Raw genomic sequence first — 19,022 nt, forward strand, 5'->3', positions numbered from 1 at the left:
AACGCGGCAAACGTCGCAATCCGAATCAATCGGAAGCGAATGCGACAAAAACATCAGGGTGACTGCTGATATAGGCTTATGATGCTCAAGGTCAACTTGACGACGTAAAAGTGAACTCAACCGCTCCCAAGAACACCTGAACCGCCCGGCCACAGCTGCGCCCTTGCCTCCATGCGCGAGCGGGCCCTACACAGCCGGTCGCACCGCTGGAGATCTCAAGTCAGGCCATGGCCTTCACCCGCACCTATGACGGCGACGAACCCGTCCGCATCAACAAGTGGCTGGGCCAGACCGGCGTCTGCTCGCGCCGCGAGGCCGAGGGCCTGATCGCCGAGGGGCTGGTCAGCATCGACGGCGAGGTCGTGCGCGACGCGGGCCGCAAGATCGAACCGGGCCAGACCCTGACCCTGAACGACACGGGCGAGGCGGCGCTGGCGGCGGGCGTCGCCATCCTGTTGCACAAGCCGGTCGGCTACGTCTCGGGCCAGCCCGAGCCGGGCAAGGTTCCGGCCGTGCGCCTGCTGACCACGGCCAACAAGATCGGCGAGAGCGAGACCCCCGCTCGCGACGCCTCCCTGCCCCCGGTCGGGCGGCTGGACGAGGATTCGCGCGGCCTGCTGATGCTGTCCTCGGACGGCGTGGTGGCCAAGGCGGTGATCGGGCCGCAGTCCGATCTGGACAAGGAATACCTGGTCCGCGTCGCCGGCGCCGTGACCGAGGCCAAGCTGACCAAACTGCGCCACGGGTTGGAGCTGGACGGCCGCCAGTTGAAGCCCGCCCGCGTCACCCAGATGGAGCCGCAGCGCCTGCGTTTCATCCTGCGCGAAGGCCGTAACCGCCAGATTCGTCGCATGTGCGAACTGGTCGGACTGGAGGTCGTCGACCTCTATCGCATCCGCATCGGCCCGGTGAAGTTGGGCGACCTGCCGGAAGGCCGCTGGCGGATGCTGACGGCCGACGAGCGCGCGGCGCTGATCAAGGGCTGACCGGCGCCGTCATGGCCGCCAGACGGCTCAGTTCGGCTACATGGGAGGCGAAGGCCGCCTTTCCGGCATTCGTGAGGCTGAGCCAGGTGCGCTGGCGGCCGCCCTGCGCCGCCTTGCGGACAACAAGATAGCCGGCCTCCTCCAGCGTCTTCACGTGTTTCGACAGGACGGAGTCAGACACCTGAATGGCGTCGCGCACCACCGCGAACTCGGCTTCGGCGGCGGACAGGATCGCGCATATCTGCAGCCTGCCCGGCGCATGGATCACAGGATCGAAAACCGGCGGCTTCACGACAGGCTCCGCACGTCGATGCGGTACAGGCGCATCCAGACCCTCATGCCGACGACGCCCAGAACCGCCGCCGCCAAACCGTTGGCGAAGGGAACCCAGACGACGCCCTGCACCCGCCCGAACCAGATGCTGAGGCCCATCAACCCCATCAGGATCGCCGCCAGGCCAAAGGCGGCCCAGCGGGCGCGACGCGGAGCATACCCGTTCACCCACACCCCTGTGCGATCCTGCCAGACCCGCATGATCGTCACCAGAATCGCGATCGCTACCACAACGCAGGCCATGCCGATCATGGTGGAAAAGCCCTGCCCCGCCACCAGAAGCCCGCACGCCAGGGCGTAGCCGGCGTCATACCACCAGGGCCAATAGTTCATCTTCCCGAGCGCCTGTTCGCGCGTCTGGCGTATCTGCTCCAGAGCGGCCTTCGCGTCGTGCGTATCTGACATGGGACATCCCTCACTTTCCAGAACGGAAAATGACGACGACTTTCCACTTCGTCAAGTAATGACTTTCCAGATCGGAAAGTTACCTGAGCGCCTCGAACCAGCGCTGCAGCAATGCCGCTTCGGCGCGGTGGGCCTCGGTGCGGGCAGCCGCCTCCTCGTCCACGCCCCAGCGCTCCTCGGTGAAGACCTCGTCCAGACGCGACAGGTCCAACGCTGCCTCGCCCGCCAGCGCCCCGCGCTGAACCGCCAGCCCCAGCACCGCCGAGCCGAACAGTGGAACCGCCGTCGCCAGCCCAGTCAGGGCGAAGTCGTCCATCTCCAGCGCCAGCGCCTCGACCCGCGCCAGCGCCTCCGGCGCCTGCGGGCGATGGATGATCCCCTCGACCGCATGCAGTTCGACGCCGAGTTCGCGCGCGGCCCAGTCGCGCCACGGGCCCCATTCCGTCTGCTGACGCTCGATCAGCCCCGACGGCGTCTCGGCCAGATAGCAGAGCACGTCCGACCCAGCGTAACGGGCGATCTCTTCGGCCACCGGAGCGCGCGTCTGGCTGACCCGGTCGATGGCGGTCGAGGCCAGACGGGTGGCGGGCATGGTCCCCGGCATCAGATGCTCGCCCTGGGCGTTCCACTCGTCGGCCACGAGACGAGCCGCCGCCTCGGTCGGCAGGGCGATGGCGTTGCCGGCCGGCGTCTTGGGCGCGCGGCCGTCCAGCAGGACGACCCAGCCGCCGTCGCGGGCCTCGACCTCGGCGGCCTTCCAGAAACGCTTGATGCGCTCTTCGGACTCACGAAAGCCCTTCTGGGCGGCGACGTTGGGATCAAGCGAAGGAATGTGAGACATGGCAGACTTCTAGGCGAAAAGCTTGGTCGAGGCGAAACGGTCGAGCGCCGCCTCCAGATCAGGAAAATCGGCGGCGATGTGCAACGCGCCCGCAGCCGCCTGCTCCTCCACCGTATGGAAGCCCCAGCCGACGCCCAGCGGATGCACCCCCGCCGCCACGGCCATGGCGATGTCGTGGCTGGTGTCGCCGATCATGACGGTCGAGGCGATGTCGGCCCTGCAGGCGGCCATGGCGGCGCGCAGCATGGCCGGGTCCGGCTTGCCCGGCCCGTCCTCGGCGCAGTGGCTGGACAGGAACAGATCGCTCCATTCAGGCCGCGCCAGGTTGCGGGCGACGCCGCGCCGGTTCTGCCCGGTCGCCAGCGACAGCCGCCAGCCGTCGCGCTTCAGCCGCCGCAGGGTCTGCATGACGCCGGGATAGAGCGGCTCCTCATGCCCCGCCTCATACATGGCGCGGAAGCTAGCCTGAAAGGCGGCGACGAAGTCCGCCAGCTCAGCGTCCGTCAGCGACGGCTCCAGCACATGCAGGGCGTGATGCAGGCTCAAGCCGACGATCTGGCGCACCCGCTCGTAGTCAGGCTCGGGCAAGCCCAGGACGTGGGCCGCCTCGCAGGCCGCGCGATGGATGGAGGCGCGGCTGTCGACCAGCGTGCCGTCGATATCGAAAACGGCGAGCGGAGCGTCGGAAGCGATCATATCAGGCCGGCACGATGTCAAAGGCCATGGTCAGACGGTCCTGATCACCGCCGAAAGGAACCGTTCCATGCCACATGTAGGAAGGAAACAGCACCACTCTCCCCAGCTCGGGTTGGACAAAATGCTCCGCAGCCAAGACTGGAGACGATGCGAAAGGCGGCTGACCGAACCTTAGCCACCCCTGGCGACCCTCGGTTCGCGCTATATCCGGAACCTCGATGTAGCAAGCGGAAGATATCCATCCCTGCGGGTGCACGTGATCGGCGTGATAGCCGTGTGGACGTAGCCGCACTGACCAGCAGCCGGCGATATCGTAGCTATCCGAGCGTCTGGCCGGCAGCGGACCATCGCCCTCCAGCCCGTCAATATAGCGTCGGATCGGACCATCGATCGCCGTGAAAAAAGCGCGGATCGCGGGGTCAGTATTCAGGACCAATGGCGTAGATGTCTGAGATCCGCCTCGCAGGGACTGTCCGACGGGGTGCGTCTTTAAGACGTGATTACGCCGTAGCGCCACGGCCAGATCACGCAGATAGCTGTGCAGATCCGTCCATCCCGGCGGGCAATCGATCCGATCAGGCGATACCAACCGGCTGTAATCATACAGCCGTCGATAGGCTTCATCTCCCGCCAAGCGTAGCGCGACAGCTTCCAGCGCGATCGCGTACTGATTGTCAGGCGTCGCCTGACGCAGAGGCGCTATGTCCTGCATAGCGTCCTGAGGACGACCGAGAGCGAGCAAGGCCTCTGCCGAGGCAGACCGAAGAGGCGCCGCGTCCACGCCCTGCGTTCTGGCCGCTCCGATATGTCGAAGCGCCAGCTCAGGATCGTCATTCATCACGATCTGGGCTGCGGCGAAGTGGCCGCGCGGCGACAGAGCAATGGACGCCAGGACGCGATAGGCGTCCGCCTTTCGATCCGCATACTGGAGCAGTTGAGCCAAGGCCATGCGAAGAACCTCGCTTTGCCCCTGCCGGGTCAGGGCGTCCAGCAGAGGCGCGGCCGAGACTTCTACGTCTTCGGTCCGCATCCACAGCAGATAGGCGAGATCCCGCACCGCATCAGGATAGTCACGACGACGCGAAATAGCGGTGCGATAAGCCTGCTCGGCCTCATCCAGACAATTCTGGCCTTGCAGCGCGCGAGCCAGGACCAGCCAGGTTTCCGGCGCGTCACCGCCCACAGCCAAAGCTCGCCGAGCCGCCGCTTCGGCCTCACCCGCCATGCCCAGGTCACCCAAGAGCGCCGCCAGGTTATGATGCGCCGAGACGCTTTTCGGCGTCATAGCCGCCGCCTGTCGCGCGTCAGGCAAGGCGTCCTTCGGGCGGCCAAGCGCCTGCAGCGCCTGCGCTCGGTAGGCGTGAACCGCAAAGTTCGCGCGACCAGCCTCGATCTCGCGCGTCGCCAGAGCAAGAACGTCCTGGGCATGACCCCCGTCCAACAGGCGACCCAGTTCCTTGTCCAGCACAGCGTTCATCGCATCCGCCGCACGCCCTCGAAGGGGTCTTCGTCAGCTTCGTCCTCGGAGAAGCCGAAATGGTTGAAGCCGGCTTTCATCTCGGGGCTGAGCGGAGCCTCGACGATCAGTTTGCCGCCGCCGGGGTGGTCCAGCTCGATGCGGCGGGCGTGAAGCTGCAGCTTCAGCGGGCCGGACAGTTCGCGCGATTTTTCGTCGCCGTATTTGGGATCGCCCAGGATGGGGTGGCCGATAGCGGCCATGTGGGCGCGCAGCTGGTGCGTGCGGCCGGTGAAGGGGCGCAGCGCCATCCACGCCGCGCGGTGGGCGGCGCGGCTGATGGTGGCGAAGGCGGTCTCGGCCGGTTCGCTCTTGGGATCCTTGGGCTCGGCCGGGCGCATCATCTCGAAGTCGTTGATGCCGGTCTTCTTCAGCGCCATGTCGATCTGACCCGCCGAAGGCTTGGGATTGCCGATGACGATGGCCCAATAGGTCTTCTTGGCCTGACGCCGGGCGAAGGCGCCGGCCAGACGCTTGGCCGCCTCCGGTCCCTTGCCCAGCAGCAGCACGCCCGAGGTGTCGCGGTCCAGACGGTGGACCAGACGCGGCCGGTCCATCCCCTCGCCCCAGGCCGACAGCAGGCGGTCGACGTGCTTGGTGGTCTTGGTCCCGCCCTGCACGGCCAGGCCGTGCGGCTTGTTTAGGGCGATGACCATGTGGTCTTCATACAGCACCAGCGACTTGGCGTAGGCGATGTCGCGCTCGGTCAATTCGTGCAGGTCGCCGGGCTTGCGCGGATTGGCCTCGGGCAGCGGCGGCACGCGCACAGCGGCCCCCGCGGTCAGGCGGTCCTGCGGCTTGACCCGCGAGCCGTCGACGCGGATCTGGCCGCTGCGGGCCATCTTCTCGACCTGGATGTGCGTCAGGTGCGGCCAGCGCCGCTTGAACCAGCGATCAAGACGGATGTCGTCTTCATCCTCGGCGACATAGAGGGTCTGGACTTCGCGGCTCATGCGCCCACTCCGGTAAACAGTTTGCGCGCGATCATCAGGCCGACGAACAGAGCGGCGATGGCGAGAACCACCGAACCCGCCGCATAAACGAAAGCCGAGACGATTTCACGGCGTTCGATCATCAGGGCCGCTTCCAATGAAAAGGCCGAAAAGGTCGTGAAGCCGCCCAGGACGCCGACGGCGGCGAACAGGCGGATGCTCTCCTGCCCCGCGCCCGCCCTCAACGCCAGCCAGCCGACCAGCAGGCCCATCAGAAGACCGCCCGCGACATTGGCGGTCAGGGTCGCCCACGGCCAGGCCGCGCCCGGCGCCAGGCGGCCCACGGCCAGCCCCAGCCCATAGCGCGCCATCGCCCCCAGGCCGCCGCCGATCGCAACCAGCAAGAAACGTGTCATGCTGGCGGCATATACTGTTCCGACCTCATTTGCGAAGGCTGCCATGCACGACCTTGTCCTCGCCATCCTGCATCACCTGCTGTTCCTGGGCCTGATCGTCATGCTGGCGTCGGAGCTGGCGCTGCTGCGCACGGCGCAACCGCCGGTGAAGCGACTGGCCGGACTGGACGCGGGCTATGGGGTCACGGCCCTGCTGATCATTCTGGTCGGGGTCGGACGGGTGATGGGCGGCAAGGGCTGGGCCTTCTATGAAGCCAACCCCTTCTTCTGGGCCAAGATCGCGACCTTCGCTCTGATCGGCCTGATCTCGATCCGGCCGACGCTGGCGATCCTGAAGTGGCGCAAGGCGGCGCAGGCCGCGCCCGGCTATGTCCCGCCGCAGGCCGAGCTGACCGCGGCGCGTCGCGCGGTCGGGCTGGAGCTTCTGCTGCTGGTTCCGCTGCTGGCCTTCGCGGCGGCGATGGCGCGCTGGCCGTTCTAGGCCCTACAGGCGCGGGCGGATGGCGTCCTGAACCCCGCGCGCGTCATAGGCCCCTGGGCGATCGGGGCGCTGGCCGCGCCCCATGACGATCTCCAGCGTGGTCGAGGTCGGCTGCGGCCCGCTGAGGTCGAAGCCCAACCCGACGCCGACGCCCGATGACGACCAGCCGCCGTAACGGCCCGTGCCGGCGCCGATGGAGACGCTGGGCCGCACGCCGCCCGCGCTGTCGGGGCGGCCGTCGATCCAGCGCTGCGTCACTTCGAACCAGTCATAGCCCTGCTCGGTCGTCAGTTGGGCCGCACGGAACAGAGCCATGTCCGCCACCGGGCCGGGCGCGCCGACGCCGTTGTAGCTGACGCGGAAACGGTCACGCTCGATCTGCTGTTCGGAGTAGCCCTGCCCGTTCGGCCCCATCTGACGGCCGTAGGGCGCCAGGCTGGCGCAGGCCGTGAGTGCCAGGGCCGAGACGGCGATCGTGACGATGGCGAGGCGTTTCATGCGCGTATCTCCCACGCCCGAACAGCGCACGGGCGAGCCGGATTGTTCCGCGGTGAAGCTGAACAGGGGATGAAGCCCCTACAGCCCCGCCGCCGCACGCAGGGCCGCGAAATCCTCCGGCTCCGGCGCTTCGACCGTCACGCGGCCGCCGTCGGGATGAGGAAAGCTCAGCTTCGCCGCATGCAGCATCAGGCGCGGCGCCGCGCGCCCGGCGAAGGTCAGGGCGCCGCCATAGCGGACATCGCCGACCAGCGGGCGACCGATAGAGGCCATATGGACCCGAAGCTGGTGCATCCGTCCCGTCTCAGGCGACAACTCGACCACCGCCCCGTCTTCACTAGAAGCCAGGGTGCGATAGCCGCTGGCGGCGCCTTGCGCGCCCGGCGCATCGAAATCCACGACGCGCATATAGCTTTCGCGGCCGATCTCTTCGCGCCGCAGGGCCGAGGTGATCCGGCCGGACTTGGGCTCCGGCGCGGCTGCGACCAGCGCCAGATAGGTCTTCTGGAACTTGCGCATCTGCATCGCCTTGCCGAAGAAACCGGCGGCGGGCTTGGTCTTGGCGGCCAGGATGACGCCCGAGGTGTCGCGGTCCAGTCGGTGCACCAGTTCCGGGCGCTTGCCGTTCGACCGGGCGAAGGCCCACAGCAGGTCGTCCAGGGTGTTGGCCTGGATGCGGCCGCCCTGGCTGGACAGGCCCGACGGCTTGTTGAAGGCGATCAGATGCGCGTCTTCATGCACCACCCAGGAACGGACGGCGGCGATTTCATCTTCGGTCAGGGATACGGGCTGGCGGGTTTTCACCCGCCGAGCCTTTAGCCGAGCGCGCCCCGCTTCGCCATGCCCATCAGGTCTTGGCGATCAGCGGATCAGGCCCTTGCGGCGCGCCCAATGGGCATAGGCGATCTGGATGACGAAGATCAGGGTGACGACCAGGGTGAACGCCACGCCGCCCGCACCGATGACTTCACGCCCGTTGCTGAGCGCCAGCACATAGACGGCGTGCGCCAGCATGGCGATTAGACCCGCGACGAAGGCGTTGAACGCCAGCTTCCGACGAAGCAGCAGCATCAGCGCGCCCAGCAGGCCGCACCACACCGCCACGCCGAAGGCCACATCGGTCCACATCGGCGCGCCGCGCAGATAGGCCACCTGCTCCATCGTCAGCGCGCTCCAGTAGGCGGCGGCTCCCGTCACCTTCTGATACCACTGCCAGACGCCGACGCCGTTCCAGACCACCGAGGCTGCGGCGATGGCCCACAGATGCCACGGCGCCGCCGGACGCTTCGAAATATCGACCATCATTCTTCCCCCCAGGGCCTTGAGAACCGAAAACTACGCCAAAACAGACCGATGCAACAAGGGCTTCCGCCTGCGCCTCAGACGATCACGCCGCGTCGGCCCATCCAGGCGCAATAGGCGGTCTGAACGACCAGGACGGCGATGATGACCAGGCCGAACGCCACGCCGACCGGCCCCATGATCTCGCGCCCGTTGCTCATGAAGTGGATGTAGGCCGTGTCCGCCAGCATGGCGATCAGGGCGACGGCGAACGCCATGGTCGCCTGACGCCGCCGAAACAGCAGCAGCACCGCCGCCAGCAGCCCGCCCCAGAAGGCGACGCCGACCGCGACATCGGTCCATAAGGGCACGGCGCGCAGATAAGCCGCCTCGGCGGGGCTCAGACTGCTCCAATAGGCCGGATCGCCCGTCACCTGCAGCGTCCACTGCCAGACGAAAAGGGCGTTCCACAGAAAGGACAACACGCCGACCAGCCACAGGTGCCAGGGCGTCGATATACGCCGCAGAACATCGACCATCGCCGCCTCCGCAGTTTGCAGGCCCAGCCTACGCCCGACGGGCCGCCACGACAATGAACGCCGTTCACCGATCTTCCACTCTCTCCGTCATCCTCGGGTCAAGCCCGAGGATGACGGCGGTAAGCGCCTTATTCCTTGCTCACCCGCGCCCGCATCGCCGCCCAGCGCTCCAGGCGCGCCTTGACCTTCTCCTCATGCCCCTCGCCCTTGGGCTTGTAGAAGGTGCGGCGCTCCATCTCGTCGGGGAAGAAGTTCGCGCCGGAGAAACCCTCGGGCGTGTCAGGGTCGTATTGATAGCCCTTGCCGTAGCCGAGCTGCTTCATCAGCTTGGTCGGAGCGTTGCGGATATGGGCGGGCGGCATCAGGGAGCCGGTCTCGTGCGCCGCCTTCTTCGCCGCCTTAAAGGCTTCATAGACGCCGACCGACTTGGGCGCAGTGGCCAGATGGACCACGGCCTGAGCCAGCGCCAACTCCCCTTCCGGCGAGCCGAGGAAGTCGTAGGTGTCCTTGGCCGCGTTGGCGACCAGGATGGACAGGGGGTCGGCCTGACCGATGTCCTCGACCGCCATGCGCACGATGCGGCGCGCCAGATAGAGCGGGTCTTCGCCCCCGTTGAGCATCCGCGCCAACCAATAGAGCGCCGCATCCGGGTCCGATCCGCGCACCGACTTATGCAGGGCCGAGATGAGGTTGTAGTGCTCTTCCCGCGACTTGTCGTAGGCGGGGGCGCGTTTCTGAAGCACGCCCGCCAGCGCCTGCACATCGAGCGGCTCCACATCCGTCAGGTCGAACAGCACCTCGGACATGGTCAGCAGATAACGGCCGTCGCCGTCGGCCAGGGCCAGCATGGCCTGACGCGCCTCAGGCGTCAGCGGCAGGGGCTTGCCCATCAAGGCCTCGGCCCGATCCAACAGCAGGTCCAGCGAGGCGTCGTCCAGCCGCTTCAGCACATAGACCTGCGACCGTGACAGCAGGGCGCCGTTCAGCTCGAAGCTGGGGTTTTCGGTCGTGGCGCCGACCAGGGTGACGATCCCCTCCTCCACGAAGGGCAGGAAGCCGTCCTGCTGGGCGCGGTTGAAGCGGTGGATCTCGTCGACGAACAGCAGGGTCTGCTGCCCCGCCGCCCGGCGCATCCGCGCGGCCTCGAACGCCTTCTTCAGGTCGGCGACGCCCGAGAAGACGGCGCTGATCGACTGGTACTCATAGCCCGCCGCCTTGGCCAGCAGGCGGGCGATCGTCGTCTTGCCCGTGCCCGGCGGGCCCCACAGGATCATGGAGCCCAGACGCCCGGCCTCGATCATCCGGCGGATCGGCCCGCCCTCGCCCAACAGATGATCCTGGCCCACCACCTGATCCAGCGCCTGCGGGCGCAGACGATCGGCCAGGGGCGCGTCGGGAGGATGAATGCCGGAGGCTTCGAACAAATCAGTCATGGAACGCTCTAGATAGGCGTTCGTTCGGGCGACTGCACCCGCTACAACGCCTCGTTGAGGAGGAATCGCATGACTGAAGCCAAGCCTGACCAGGGACCGCGCGGCGGGGTGACGCCCCACCTGACCATTCCCTCGCGCGGGGCCGCCGCGGCGATCGAATTCTACGCCCGCGCCTTCGGGGCCGAGGAAGTCATGCGGATGCCGGCCGAGGACGGCGAGCGCCTGTTGCACGCCCATCTGCGCATCAACGGCGGCAGCGTCATGCTGGCCGACGAATTCCCCGAATGGACCGGCGAGGCCGACATCAAGCCGGTCGGCGTCAGCCTGCATCTTCAGGTCGACGACGCCGATGAATGGTGGGGCCGCGCCCTGGTCAACGGCGCCATTCCGGTCATGCCGCTGGAGAACCAGTTCTGGGGCGACCGCTACGGCCAGCTCCGCGACCCGTTCGGCCACCTGTGGAGCATCGGCGGACCGCAGAAGGGCTGATCGCCCCTCTGCGGCGAGCGCCGCGCCTTAGGGCAGGCGTCCCGTCAGGCGGCGGCCGTTGCGGACGATGGTCAGCTCCGAGCCGCGTTGCGCCCGGCCCAGGGCGGCGACCGTGGTGACGGCGCGGCCGTCGATCTGCACCACCAGATCGTTGGGGCGCAGGCCGATGCGGGCCGGGATGCTGTTGCGTTGCAGGCCTGTAACCACCACGCCGCTGGTGAAGGGATCTCCGCCCAGTCGGTCGGCCAGCGCCGGGTTCAGCGCCACGCCCTGAAGCCCGGCCAGGGCGCCCTGCCCCACGACCGAGCCCTGCCCCGGATCGGCGTCGCCCGGCAGGGTCGAGACGCGCGCGTTCAGCGTCTGCGTCCGGCCGTCGCGCAGGACGGTCACGGCCACGGTATCGTTCGGCGAGCGCGTGCCGACGCGGAAGTTCAGACCGCCCTGATCGTTGACCTCGGCGCCGTCGATGGCGGTGATGACGTCGCCCTGCTCGATGCCCGCGCGGGCGGCGGGACCGCCGGCGTAAACGTCCGTGACCATCAGACCCTGCGGCCGATCCAGCCCCAGGCTGCGGGCCATGTCGGAGCTTACTGTGTCGCCCTTGACGCCCAGCCAGGCGCGCTCGACCGACTTGGCGCCGCCGACGGCTGAATCCACCACCCGCTTGACCATGGTGGCCGGCACGGCGAAGCCCACGCCCGTCGAAGAGCCGGTGCGCGAGAAGATGGCCGTATTGATGCCGATCAGGTCGCCGTCCATGTCGACCAAGGCGCCGCCCGAATTGCCCGGATTGATCGGCGCGTCGGTCTGGATGAAGGAGCCGGAATCGCTGATGCCCGTCTCGGTCCGGTTCAGGGCCGAGATGATGCCGTTGGTCACGGTCTGGCCGACGCCGAACGGATTGCCGATGGCCAGGACCAGGTCGCCGACCTGCTGCTGCTCCTGATCGTCGATGCGCAGGACCGGCAGGTCGCCGTCCAGATTCTCGAGCTGCAGCACGGCGATGTCGGACCGCTCATCGGCCAGAAGCACCTTGGCCGGATATTCGCGTCGGTCGTTCAGGGTGACGCGGATTTCCTGCATGTTCTGGATGACGTGGTTGTTCGTCACCACGATGCCGTCCGGGCGCACGATGACGCCCGAACCGATGGAGCCGGTCACGCGCGACTGCGGCCCGCCGCCGAACAGTTCGAAGAAGGGATCGCGTACGCGCTGGACGCCGCGCGCGGAAATATTCACCACAGCGGGCGCGGCCTCACGCACCACGGGGGCGAAGCTGGTCTTCAGCGATCCGGCGTCGCGCGGGGCGACGCGGGGCTGTTCGGCGAAGACGCCTTCCTGCGCCTTGGAGGGCTGCGGCTGGCCGCAGGCGGACAGGATCAGGGCGGCGGCGATGGCCAGTCTGGAAGTCTTCATCTCGTCCCGGTTCTACAAGCTTGGGCGTTGCATCCATTCCGCCTTGGCTTTTCGACAGGATCAAGGCCGTCTTTCAGTCCGGGGCGCGGCGGCGATCAAACGGACGTGACCTCGTCCCGTTCCGCCCGGCGCGCGGTCAGGAAGCCGATCAGAGCGCCCAGCGCCAGCACGACGGAGGCCAGATAGAAGGCCAACCCCGGCTCGGACAACAGGGCGTCGGCCGCAGCGGACACCGCGGGCAGCCCGTGATCCGACAACCAGGCCGCCGCCCGCCCGCCGCCCTCGCCCACGGACACCGAATAGATCCAGCCGAAGAACAGGGGCGAGGCCACGCCGGCGATGGACGCGACGCTCATGTTCGCGCCCTGCAGCTGGCCCTGCTCGCTCTCGCCGACGCGGCGGGTCATCAGGGACTGAAGCGTCGGCATGGCCAGGCCCCACAGGGCGTTGGGGAACATGGCGACGATGAAGGCGACGCCCGTCGGCGCCCAGCCCATCATAGCGATGCCCACCGCCCCGCCGCACAGGCCGAAGATCATGGTCGCCCGATCCCCGAACCGCTTGGACGCGGGGCCAACCAGCACGCCCTGAACGATCATGTCCAGCACCCCGACCATGGCCAGCAAGGCCCCGACCTGCCACGGCCCCCAGCCGTAGCGGAGCCCGGCGTAGAGGACGAAGACCGCCGAAAACACGTGGTGGGCGAAGTAGAGCAGGAAGTTCACGACCGCGAGGCCCGCCAACTCGGCGTGACGCTTCAGCAGGATCATGGCCCCGACCGGGTTGGCGCGGCGCCAGCTGAAGGGCATCCGCTTCTCCAGCGGCAGGCTCTCCGGCAGGATGAACAGGCCGTACAGGAAGGCCACGCCAGACAGGGCGCCCGCCACCCAGAAGGGCACGCGCGGCCCAAACTCGCCCAGGAAGCCGCCCAGAACCGGCCCCAGCACGAAACCGCCCGAGAAGGCGGCGCCGATCAGGCCATAGGCGCGAGCGCGTTTCTCAGGCTCGGTGATGTCGGCCATATAGGCGTAGATGGTGGTGAAGCTGGACGAGGTGACGCCCGCCACCAACCGCCCGACCGCCAGCCACCACAGGTTCGGCGCCAGCGCCATCAACACATAGTCCGCCGCCAGCCCGGCGCAGCTCAGCAGGATGACCGGGCGTCGCCCATACTGGTCCGACAGCGAGCCGATCACCGGCGAGGCCAGGAACTGCATCCCCGCCCACAGAGCCACGAACACCCCGTTCAGCAGGCCCGCGCGCGCGTTCGATCCGACGAACTCCTCGATCAGGTGCGGCAGGACCGGAATGACGATCCCCATGGCCACGATGTCCAGCACCGCAGTCACGAGGATGAAGGCGATCGCCGCGCGGCGGACCTTGGGGATATGCAGGGACATGAAGGCTCGCGGAGGTGGAGCGTCGTTCTAGACGGCGCTCTACTATTCGTCACCCTCGGGCTTGTCCCGAGGGTGACGTGTCTTGGTAGCCTGCTCAGCGCTGCGTCACCGCCAGCGTGTCCTCCGGCCGGCCATCCCCGCGTGGCGCCGTCACGCCCAGCAGGCGGGCCAGGAAGGGCTGCACGTCGACGCTGTCCAGGTTCTGCAGCCGCCGTCCGGCGATGACGCCGGGGCCGTGGGCGATGAAGATCGCCTGCATCTCAGGCGCGGCGTTGTCATAGCCGTGGGCGCCGCCCGGCTTCGTCACCGGTCGCGCGCGGGTCGCCAGCAGCCAGCCCGGCTCGGAGGCGCAGACAATGGCCGAGACGCGCGGGTTGGAGCCCAGAACCAGACGCGCCGGGATCTCGCTCTTGCGCCAGCAGTCCAGGTGCGGGCGCGAGCCCAGCAGCGCCTGCTCCACCTCGGCCTCGCGACCGGCGACAGGGTTCAGGAAGGTGACGGGGCCGCCGTAGACGATCTGCACCGCCTCGGGGTCCACGATATCGTCCAGCACCGTCACCCGGTCGGGCGAGGTCGCCGCCATGCCGTGATCGGACACCACGACCAGGACGGTGTTCTCATACAGACCCCGCGCCTTCAGCCCCTCGACCAGGCGGCCGACGGAGGCGTCGACGGAAGCCATGGCCTCCAGCGTCTGAGGCGCGTCCGGCCCGTGGTGGTGGCCCATGGTGTCGACGATGTCGAAATAGAGGGTGGTCAGCGCCGGGCGCTGGGCGACGGGCAGATCCAGCCAGGTCAGCACCTGATCCACACGGGCGTCGCCCGGCATCGACTGGTCGAAGGGCGTCCAGTAGCTGGGCCGCACGCCGCGGATGTCGGCCTCTGACCCCGGCCAGAACATGGTGGCCGTCTTCACGCCCTGCCGCTCGGCCGAGACCCAGATCGGCTCGCCCTGGTCCCACCAGCGGCGATCGGTGACGGCCTGCTTGTTGCCCAGGGAGAAGCGGCCCAGTTCGGCGTCGACCATGTTGTTGCCGACGATGCCGTGATGATCGGGGTGCAGGCCCGTGACCAGGGTGTAGTGGTTGGGGAAGGTCACGCTGGGGAAGGACGGCTTCATCGGCCCCGACGCGCCCTCGGCCGCCAGTTGCGCCAGCACCGGCGTCGCGCCGCGCGCCAGATAGTCCGCACGGAAGCCGTCGATGGAGATCAGAATGACGTTCGGCGCCTGAACCGTCTCGACCGGCGGCGCAGGCGGCGTGGTGGCGCAGGCGGCGACGACCAGCGTCAGGGCGGCGGCGCGCGCCAGCCCGAACAGACGATCAAACATGTGGGACTCCCGAAATCGACTTTCGGGAACATTGCCTAAGCTTAATCCGCGACAGACAGAAGACGGCTTGCCGGTTTTCCACCACCGGGCCACGCTGCGATTCATGACCAGCGTTATCGAAACGAACGGCCTGACCAAGACCTATGGCGCGGTGCGCGCCCTGGACGGCCTCAGTCTCAGCATACCGCGCGGCGGGGTCTATGGCGTGCTGGGGCCGAACGGCGCGGGCAAGTCGACCCTGTTCCGCATCCTGCTGGGCCTGATCCGGCCCACGGCGGGCGAGGTGCGGGTGATGGGCCAGCACACCGGCGATCCAGCCGTCACCCGACGCATGGGCTCCATGATCGAGACGCCGCGCTATCCGCCCTATCTGACCGCGCGTCAGGCTCTGCGCTGGCTGGCGCTGGCGCATGGGATGGGCGCTGACGCAGAGGTCGATCGCTGGCTGGCGCGCGTCGGCCTGAGCGAGGCGGCGGACCGCAAGGTGCGCGGCTTCTCGGTCGGCATGATGCAGCGACTGGGCGTCGCCGCCGCCCTGATGACCCGGCCCGATCTGGTCATCCTGGATGAACCGACCAGCGGCATGGACCCGCCCGGCATCCAGGAAATGCGCGCCCTGATCCGCAGCCTGGCCGACGACGACGGCGTGACCATCATCCTGGCCAGCCACCAGCTTCTGGAGGTCCAGCGCGTCTGCGACCGCGTGGCCATCCTGAACCGCGGCAAGCTGGCGGCCGAGGGCAAGGTCAGCGACCTGACCGCCTCGGGCGAACGCCTGCGTCTGTCGGCCACGCCCCTGGCCAAGGTCATGGCCGTGCTGGGCGAACGCGGCGGCGTTCAGGACGACGCCGTCATGGCCGACGTGCCGCGCGCCGAGGCCCCTGCCCTGCTGCGCGCCCTGATCGAACAGGGCGTCGACATCGACGAGGCCCGCTGGGTCGGCGCCGATCTGGAAAGCGTCTTCATGACCGAAACCTCTTCGCCTGCAGGAGGCCGCGCATGATGCTGGCCGACGCCATCCGCTCCGAAACCTGGCGCCTGCTGCAGAACCGCACGGCGATGTTCTGGAGCGTCGTCTTCGTTCCCGTGATCTCGCTGGTGCTGGCGATCGCGGCTTTCCTGTTCATCCAGTCCAAGATGGACGGAGTGACGCGGTCCCTGCCGCCCGAGCTGAAACTGACCGCCAGCGGCGTCGATCTGGGTCAGTCGCTGGTCGATGCGGCGGCCGGCTTGGCCCATCCTGGCGTGCTGGCCTTCCTGCTGATCGGCGCCGCCACCGTCTTCGCCGGCGACTACCGCTGGGAGACCTGGCGGTTGATCACAGCGCGAAACACCCGGCCGAACCTGATCATGGGCAAGGTCGGCGCGGTCAAGCTGATGACCTTGACCGGGCTGGCCCTTCTGTTGATCGCCAGCATGGGGGCCGATGTCGCCAAGGGCCTGATCTTCGGACGCGGCTTCACCTTCGGATTCGGCGGCGACGAGGCGCAGACGTTCGGCCTGCTGGCGCTTCTGTCCTATGTACGGGTGGTGCAGTTCCTGTTGCTCGGCCTGCTGGCGGCGACGGTGACGCGGTCCCTGCTGGCGGCGCTGTTCGTGCCCTTGGTCATCGGCGTCGGCCAGTTCTTCCTGGCCAAGTTGAGCCCCCTGTTCGGCTGGCAGATGGGCGATTGGGCGACCATGCTGCTGCTGCCCGGCGACGCCTTTGAGGTGCTGAAGGTCGTGGTTCGCGGCGGGATGGAGGCTGCGTTGGTCCCGGCGGGCGCCGCCTGGCGCGCCGTCGCGGGGCTGGCGCTGTGGAGCTTCGCACCCTTCTTCCTGGCCCTGTGGTGGTTCCAGCGGCAAGACTTGTCGAAGGAGTAGACCCTCTCCTCCCCACTATGTGGGGAGGGGGACCGCGTAGCGGTGGAGGGGTTTAGGGCTGCGGAACCAAGCGGCCCCTCCGTCTCAACGGCTACGCCGCCGACCCACCTCCCCATGTCATAGGGAGGAGAAACCCAGCGTCTTCTCCATGAAGACATCGGCACGGACATAAGGCGTCTCGCGCGGCGGCAGGCGTACGAAGCCGAAGCTGTCATAGAGGGCCAGCGCCGGGCCAAGCGTCGAACTGGTCTCCAGATAGAGGCGGCGCGCGCCCGCATCACGGGCCGCCGCTTCGCAGACCTCAAGCAGGCGCCGCGACAGACCCTGGCCGCGCGCGGAGGGCGAGATCGTCATCTTGGCGACCTCATAGCCGCCGTCATCCATCGCCATCAGGGCGCAGCAGCCGACGACCTGCCCCGCCTGTTCGACAAAGAATATGCGTCCACCGGGCGCCAAAACCTGCCCCTCCGGATCGTTCAGCACCTTTCGATCCTTGGCCTCGACGGCGAAGCCGCCCTCGGCCAGCCAAGCCTCGTTCAGAGCCCGCCAAGCCTCGCGATGCTCCGGCCCGTAGGCAAGTATGACGAACACGCCCTCGGTCACGGCGCGTCCGGGCGGCAGTGGTCGGCGAAACCGGCGACGAAGGCGGCCAGACGACGACGCGCGTCCTCGTCGATCAAACGCCCTTCGGCGTCAAAAGCGTCGCCCGCTCGCGTGACGAGCATCCGGGCCCCGAACCAGGGGGCCGCGCCGAGCGCACGCAGCACCGGCAGCCAGGCGGCCTGGCTCATCACCGTGCCGAAGGGACCGGGCGAGGCGCCCAGCACCGCTACCGGGCGCCCGCCGAAGACGCGCCCGATGTCCGAAGCCGGACGACTCAGCCAGTCGATGGCGTTCTTGAACGGGCCGGGGATCGAGTTGTTGTATTCCGGCGTGAACAGCAGCAGGCCGTCGCAACCGGCGATCAGATCCTTCAGCGCGACCACGGCTTCGGGCAGACCCTGCTCGGCCTCCAGGTCGCCGTCATAAAGAGGGATGCCGTGGATGGTCGCGGCGATCAGTTCCACGTCAGGCGGCGCCGTCTCCTGGGCCGCGCGCAGCAGGGCGCTGTTGTAGGAGGCCGCCCGCAGGCTGCCCGACAGTCCGACCAGACGCATCAGTCCTTCGTCTCCGCTAGTTCCGCCGCAACGAACGGCGTCGGCGTTTCGCCGTGAATTTGCTGTTCGGCGCAACCCTGAACCAGAAAATCCAGCAACAGTCGCACCGACGGCAACAGCCCGCGACGCGAGGGGAAGACCGCATGGACGATCCAGCGTTTCGGGCGCCAGTCGGGCAGGATGTCCACCAGCCGTCCGGCGTCCAGGTCGCGCACGACCGCCACCGTCGGCAGCAGGGCGACGCCCAGCCCCCGCACCGCGCCCTCGTGCAGCATATGCAGGTCGTCCGTGACCAGACGGGGCGCATGGCGGACTGAGGCCGTCATCCCGTCCTTGTGGTGCAGGGCCCAGACGTGGTCACGGTGCGCCGGACCGAAATCCAGACTAGGCCAGCCCGCCAGGTCGGCCGGGCCGGAAGGCGGCGCGAACCGCGCGATCAGATCGGGCGAGGCCACCAGGCGGTGCACGCTCTCGTCCAGCTTGCGCATGACCAGGTCGGTCACCTCCAGCGGCGGCTCGCGCACGCGGATGGCCAGGTCGAAGCCCTCGCCGATGACGTCGACCCGGCGGCTGGTGCTGTGCAGATGCACCTCGACCTCGGGATAAACAGTCATGAAGCGCGCGATCAGCCCGCCCATCTGATAGGTCAGCAGCCCCGGCACGCAGGCGACGCGGATCACCCCGCGCGGCTGGGCGGCGACATTGTCGATCACCGCCTGAGCGGCTTCAGCCTCGACCAGCATGGCCAGGCAGTGGCGGTAGTATTCCTGCCCGACCTCCGTGACCGAGAACTTGCGCGACGACCGCTGGATCAGGCGCGTGCCCAGCTGGTCCTCCAGAAAGGCGATACGTCGGCTGAGCTTGGACTTCTGCATGCCCAGGGCCCGCGCGGCGGGCGCGAACCCGCCGTGGTCCACTACCTGGACGAAGTAATAGAGGTCGTTGAGGTCTCTCATCGTTCTATTGATAGGACGCAGCGAGGCGATTTCGCAATCTGCCCAGGGCTGCGT

General features: G+C 68.0%; 23 protein-coding genes. 5 read left to right on the forward strand and 18 right to left on the reverse strand.

From position 1 onward, the window contains the following. The first annotated feature begins 227 nt into the window (after nt 1–227). Nucleotides 228–986, forward strand: coding sequence for a pseudouridine synthase (locus ABC419_RS12810; protein ID WP_412877233.1), 759 nt, complete (start codon nt 228–230; stop codon nt 984–986). On the opposite strand, the gene ABC419_RS12815 is transcribed toward ABC419_RS12810, so the two are convergent. The 7 genes from ABC419_RS12815 to crcB all read right to left on the reverse strand — a co-directional run bounded on the left by ABC419_RS12815 (nt 976) and on the right by crcB (nt 6,125). Continuing rightward, nucleotides 976–1,278, reverse strand: a complete 303-nt coding sequence (locus ABC419_RS12815) for a winged helix-turn-helix domain-containing protein (protein ID WP_412877232.1) — start codon at nt 1,276–1,278, stop codon at nt 976–978. The genes ABC419_RS12810 and ABC419_RS12815 overlap by 11 nt on opposite strands. Beyond that, a complete protein-coding gene (locus tag ABC419_RS12820) occupies nt 1,275–1,724 on the reverse strand; it encodes a hypothetical protein (RefSeq protein WP_200166605.1) in 450 nt (149 codons plus the stop codon). The genes ABC419_RS12815 and ABC419_RS12820 overlap by 4 nt, the downstream gene beginning before the upstream one ends. 79 nt (nt 1,725–1,803) lie before the next feature. Continuing rightward, nucleotides 1,804–2,565 (reverse strand): ATP12 family chaperone protein, encoded by a 762-nt coding sequence (locus ABC419_RS12825; RefSeq protein WP_200166603.1) that lies wholly within the window; start codon nt 2,563–2,565, stop codon nt 1,804–1,806. A 9-nt stretch (nt 2,566–2,574) separates the two neighbouring features. Further along, on the reverse strand, nt 2,575–3,261 hold the full coding sequence (locus tag ABC419_RS12830) for an HAD-IA family hydrolase (protein WP_200166601.1): 687 nt from the start codon (nt 3,259–3,261) through the stop codon (nt 2,575–2,577). Between the two features lies 1 nt (nt 3,262). Then, entirely contained in the window at nt 3,263–4,738 is a 1,476-nt protein-coding gene (locus ABC419_RS12835) for a putative 2OG-Fe(II) oxygenase (RefSeq protein WP_412877231.1), read from the reverse strand. Next, nucleotides 4,735–5,730 (reverse strand): RluA family pseudouridine synthase, encoded by a 996-nt coding sequence (locus ABC419_RS12840; RefSeq protein ID WP_412877230.1) that lies wholly within the window; start codon nt 5,728–5,730, stop codon nt 4,735–4,737. The genes ABC419_RS12835 and ABC419_RS12840 overlap by 4 nt, the downstream gene beginning before the upstream one ends. Continuing rightward, entirely contained in the window at nt 5,727–6,125 is a 399-nt protein-coding gene (gene crcB, locus ABC419_RS12845; protein ID WP_003164407.1) for a fluoride efflux transporter CrcB, read from the reverse strand. Before crcB ends, ABC419_RS12840 begins: the two co-directional genes overlap by 4 nt. A 43-nt stretch (nt 6,126–6,168) precedes the next feature. Between crcB and ABC419_RS12850 the strand changes: the two genes are divergently transcribed. Further along, nucleotides 6,169–6,606, forward strand: a complete 438-nt coding sequence (locus ABC419_RS12850) for a DUF2214 family protein (protein ID WP_412877229.1) — start codon at nt 6,169–6,171, stop codon at nt 6,604–6,606. 3 nt (nt 6,607–6,609) lie between these two features. Here ABC419_RS12850 and ABC419_RS12855 read toward each other — a convergent pair whose 3' ends face one another. From ABC419_RS12855 to ABC419_RS12875, 5 genes are all read right to left on the reverse strand, one after another. Then, nucleotides 6,610–7,104, reverse strand: a complete 495-nt coding sequence (locus tag ABC419_RS12855) for a CC0125/CC1285 family lipoprotein (RefSeq protein WP_412877228.1) — start codon at nt 7,102–7,104, stop codon at nt 6,610–6,612. Between the two features lie 78 nt (nt 7,105–7,182). Continuing rightward, nucleotides 7,183–7,908 carry an RluA family pseudouridine synthase gene (locus ABC419_RS12860; RefSeq protein WP_003164404.1) on the reverse strand — a complete coding sequence of 242 codons (726 nt, stop codon included), beginning with the start codon at nt 7,906–7,908 and terminating at the stop codon, nt 7,183–7,185. A gap of 57 nt (nt 7,909–7,965) precedes the next feature. Then, nucleotides 7,966–8,409 (reverse strand): hypothetical protein, encoded by a 444-nt coding sequence (locus ABC419_RS12865; protein ID WP_046653742.1) that lies wholly within the window; start codon nt 8,407–8,409, stop codon nt 7,966–7,968. A 74-nt stretch (nt 8,410–8,483) separates the two neighbouring features. Next, nucleotides 8,484–8,924 (reverse strand): hypothetical protein, encoded by a 441-nt coding sequence (locus ABC419_RS12870; RefSeq protein ID WP_368925037.1) that lies wholly within the window; start codon nt 8,922–8,924, stop codon nt 8,484–8,486. A gap of 128 nt (nt 8,925–9,052) precedes the next feature. Next, nucleotides 9,053–10,357, reverse strand: a complete 1,305-nt coding sequence (locus ABC419_RS12875) for a replication-associated recombination protein A (RefSeq protein WP_412877227.1) — start codon at nt 10,355–10,357, stop codon at nt 9,053–9,055. A 69-nt stretch (nt 10,358–10,426) separates the two neighbouring features. Here ABC419_RS12875 and ABC419_RS12880 point away from each other — a divergent pair, with 69 nt between their 5' ends. Continuing rightward, nucleotides 10,427–10,846 carry a VOC family protein gene (locus tag ABC419_RS12880; RefSeq protein ID WP_003164400.1) on the forward strand — a complete coding sequence of 140 codons (420 nt, stop codon included), beginning with the start codon at nt 10,427–10,429 and terminating at the stop codon, nt 10,844–10,846. A gap of 27 nt (nt 10,847–10,873) precedes the next feature. Here ABC419_RS12880 and ABC419_RS12885 read toward each other — a convergent pair whose 3' ends face one another. The 3 genes from ABC419_RS12885 to ABC419_RS12895 all read right to left on the reverse strand — a co-directional run bounded on the left by ABC419_RS12885 (nt 10,874) and on the right by ABC419_RS12895 (nt 14,992). Continuing rightward, entirely contained in the window at nt 10,874–12,262 is a 1,389-nt protein-coding gene (locus ABC419_RS12885) for a Do family serine endopeptidase (protein WP_125901583.1), read from the reverse strand. A gap of 95 nt (nt 12,263–12,357) precedes the next feature. After that, nucleotides 12,358–13,662 (reverse strand): TCR/Tet family MFS transporter, encoded by a 1,305-nt coding sequence (locus tag ABC419_RS12890; protein ID WP_412877226.1) that lies wholly within the window; start codon nt 13,660–13,662, stop codon nt 12,358–12,360. Between the two features lie 94 nt (nt 13,663–13,756). Then, nucleotides 13,757–14,992, reverse strand: a complete 1,236-nt coding sequence (locus ABC419_RS12895; protein WP_412877225.1) for an alkaline phosphatase family protein — start codon at nt 14,990–14,992, stop codon at nt 13,757–13,759. 103 nt (nt 14,993–15,095) lie between these two features. Here ABC419_RS12895 and ABC419_RS12900 point away from each other — a divergent pair, with 103 nt between their 5' ends. Beyond that, a complete protein-coding gene (locus tag ABC419_RS12900; RefSeq protein WP_412877224.1) occupies nt 15,096–15,995 on the forward strand; it encodes an ABC transporter ATP-binding protein in 900 nt (299 codons plus the stop codon). Then, nucleotides 15,992–16,855 carry a hypothetical protein gene (locus ABC419_RS12905; protein WP_412877223.1) on the forward strand — a complete coding sequence of 288 codons (864 nt, stop codon included), beginning with the start codon at nt 15,992–15,994 and terminating at the stop codon, nt 16,853–16,855. The genes ABC419_RS12900 and ABC419_RS12905 overlap by 4 nt, the downstream gene beginning before the upstream one ends. Nucleotides 16,856–16,972: 117 nt before the next feature. On the opposite strand, the gene ABC419_RS12910 is transcribed toward ABC419_RS12905, so the two are convergent. From ABC419_RS12910 to ABC419_RS12920, 3 genes are read right to left on the reverse strand one after another with little or no spacing between them, the layout of a single operon-like run. Then, complete coding sequence (locus ABC419_RS12910) at nt 16,973–17,458, reverse strand: GNAT family N-acetyltransferase (RefSeq protein ID WP_200166575.1); 486 nt, start codon at nt 17,456–17,458, stop codon at nt 16,973–16,975. Continuing rightward, nucleotides 17,455–18,012, reverse strand: coding sequence for an NADPH-dependent FMN reductase (locus ABC419_RS12915; RefSeq protein WP_200166573.1), 558 nt, complete (start codon nt 18,010–18,012; stop codon nt 17,455–17,457). Before ABC419_RS12915 ends, ABC419_RS12910 begins: the two co-directional genes overlap by 4 nt. Then, nucleotides 18,012–18,968: a LysR substrate-binding domain-containing protein gene (locus ABC419_RS12920; RefSeq protein ID WP_125901590.1), complete on the reverse strand. Its 957-nt coding sequence runs from the start codon at nt 18,966–18,968 to the stop codon at nt 18,012–18,014. The genes ABC419_RS12915 and ABC419_RS12920 overlap by 1 nt, the downstream gene beginning before the upstream one ends. Nucleotides 18,969–19,022 lie beyond the last annotated feature (54 nt).

This window comes from Brevundimonas phoenicis (assembly GCF_047237745.1).
Taxonomy (GTDB): Bacteria; Pseudomonadota; Alphaproteobacteria; order Caulobacterales; family Caulobacteraceae; genus Brevundimonas.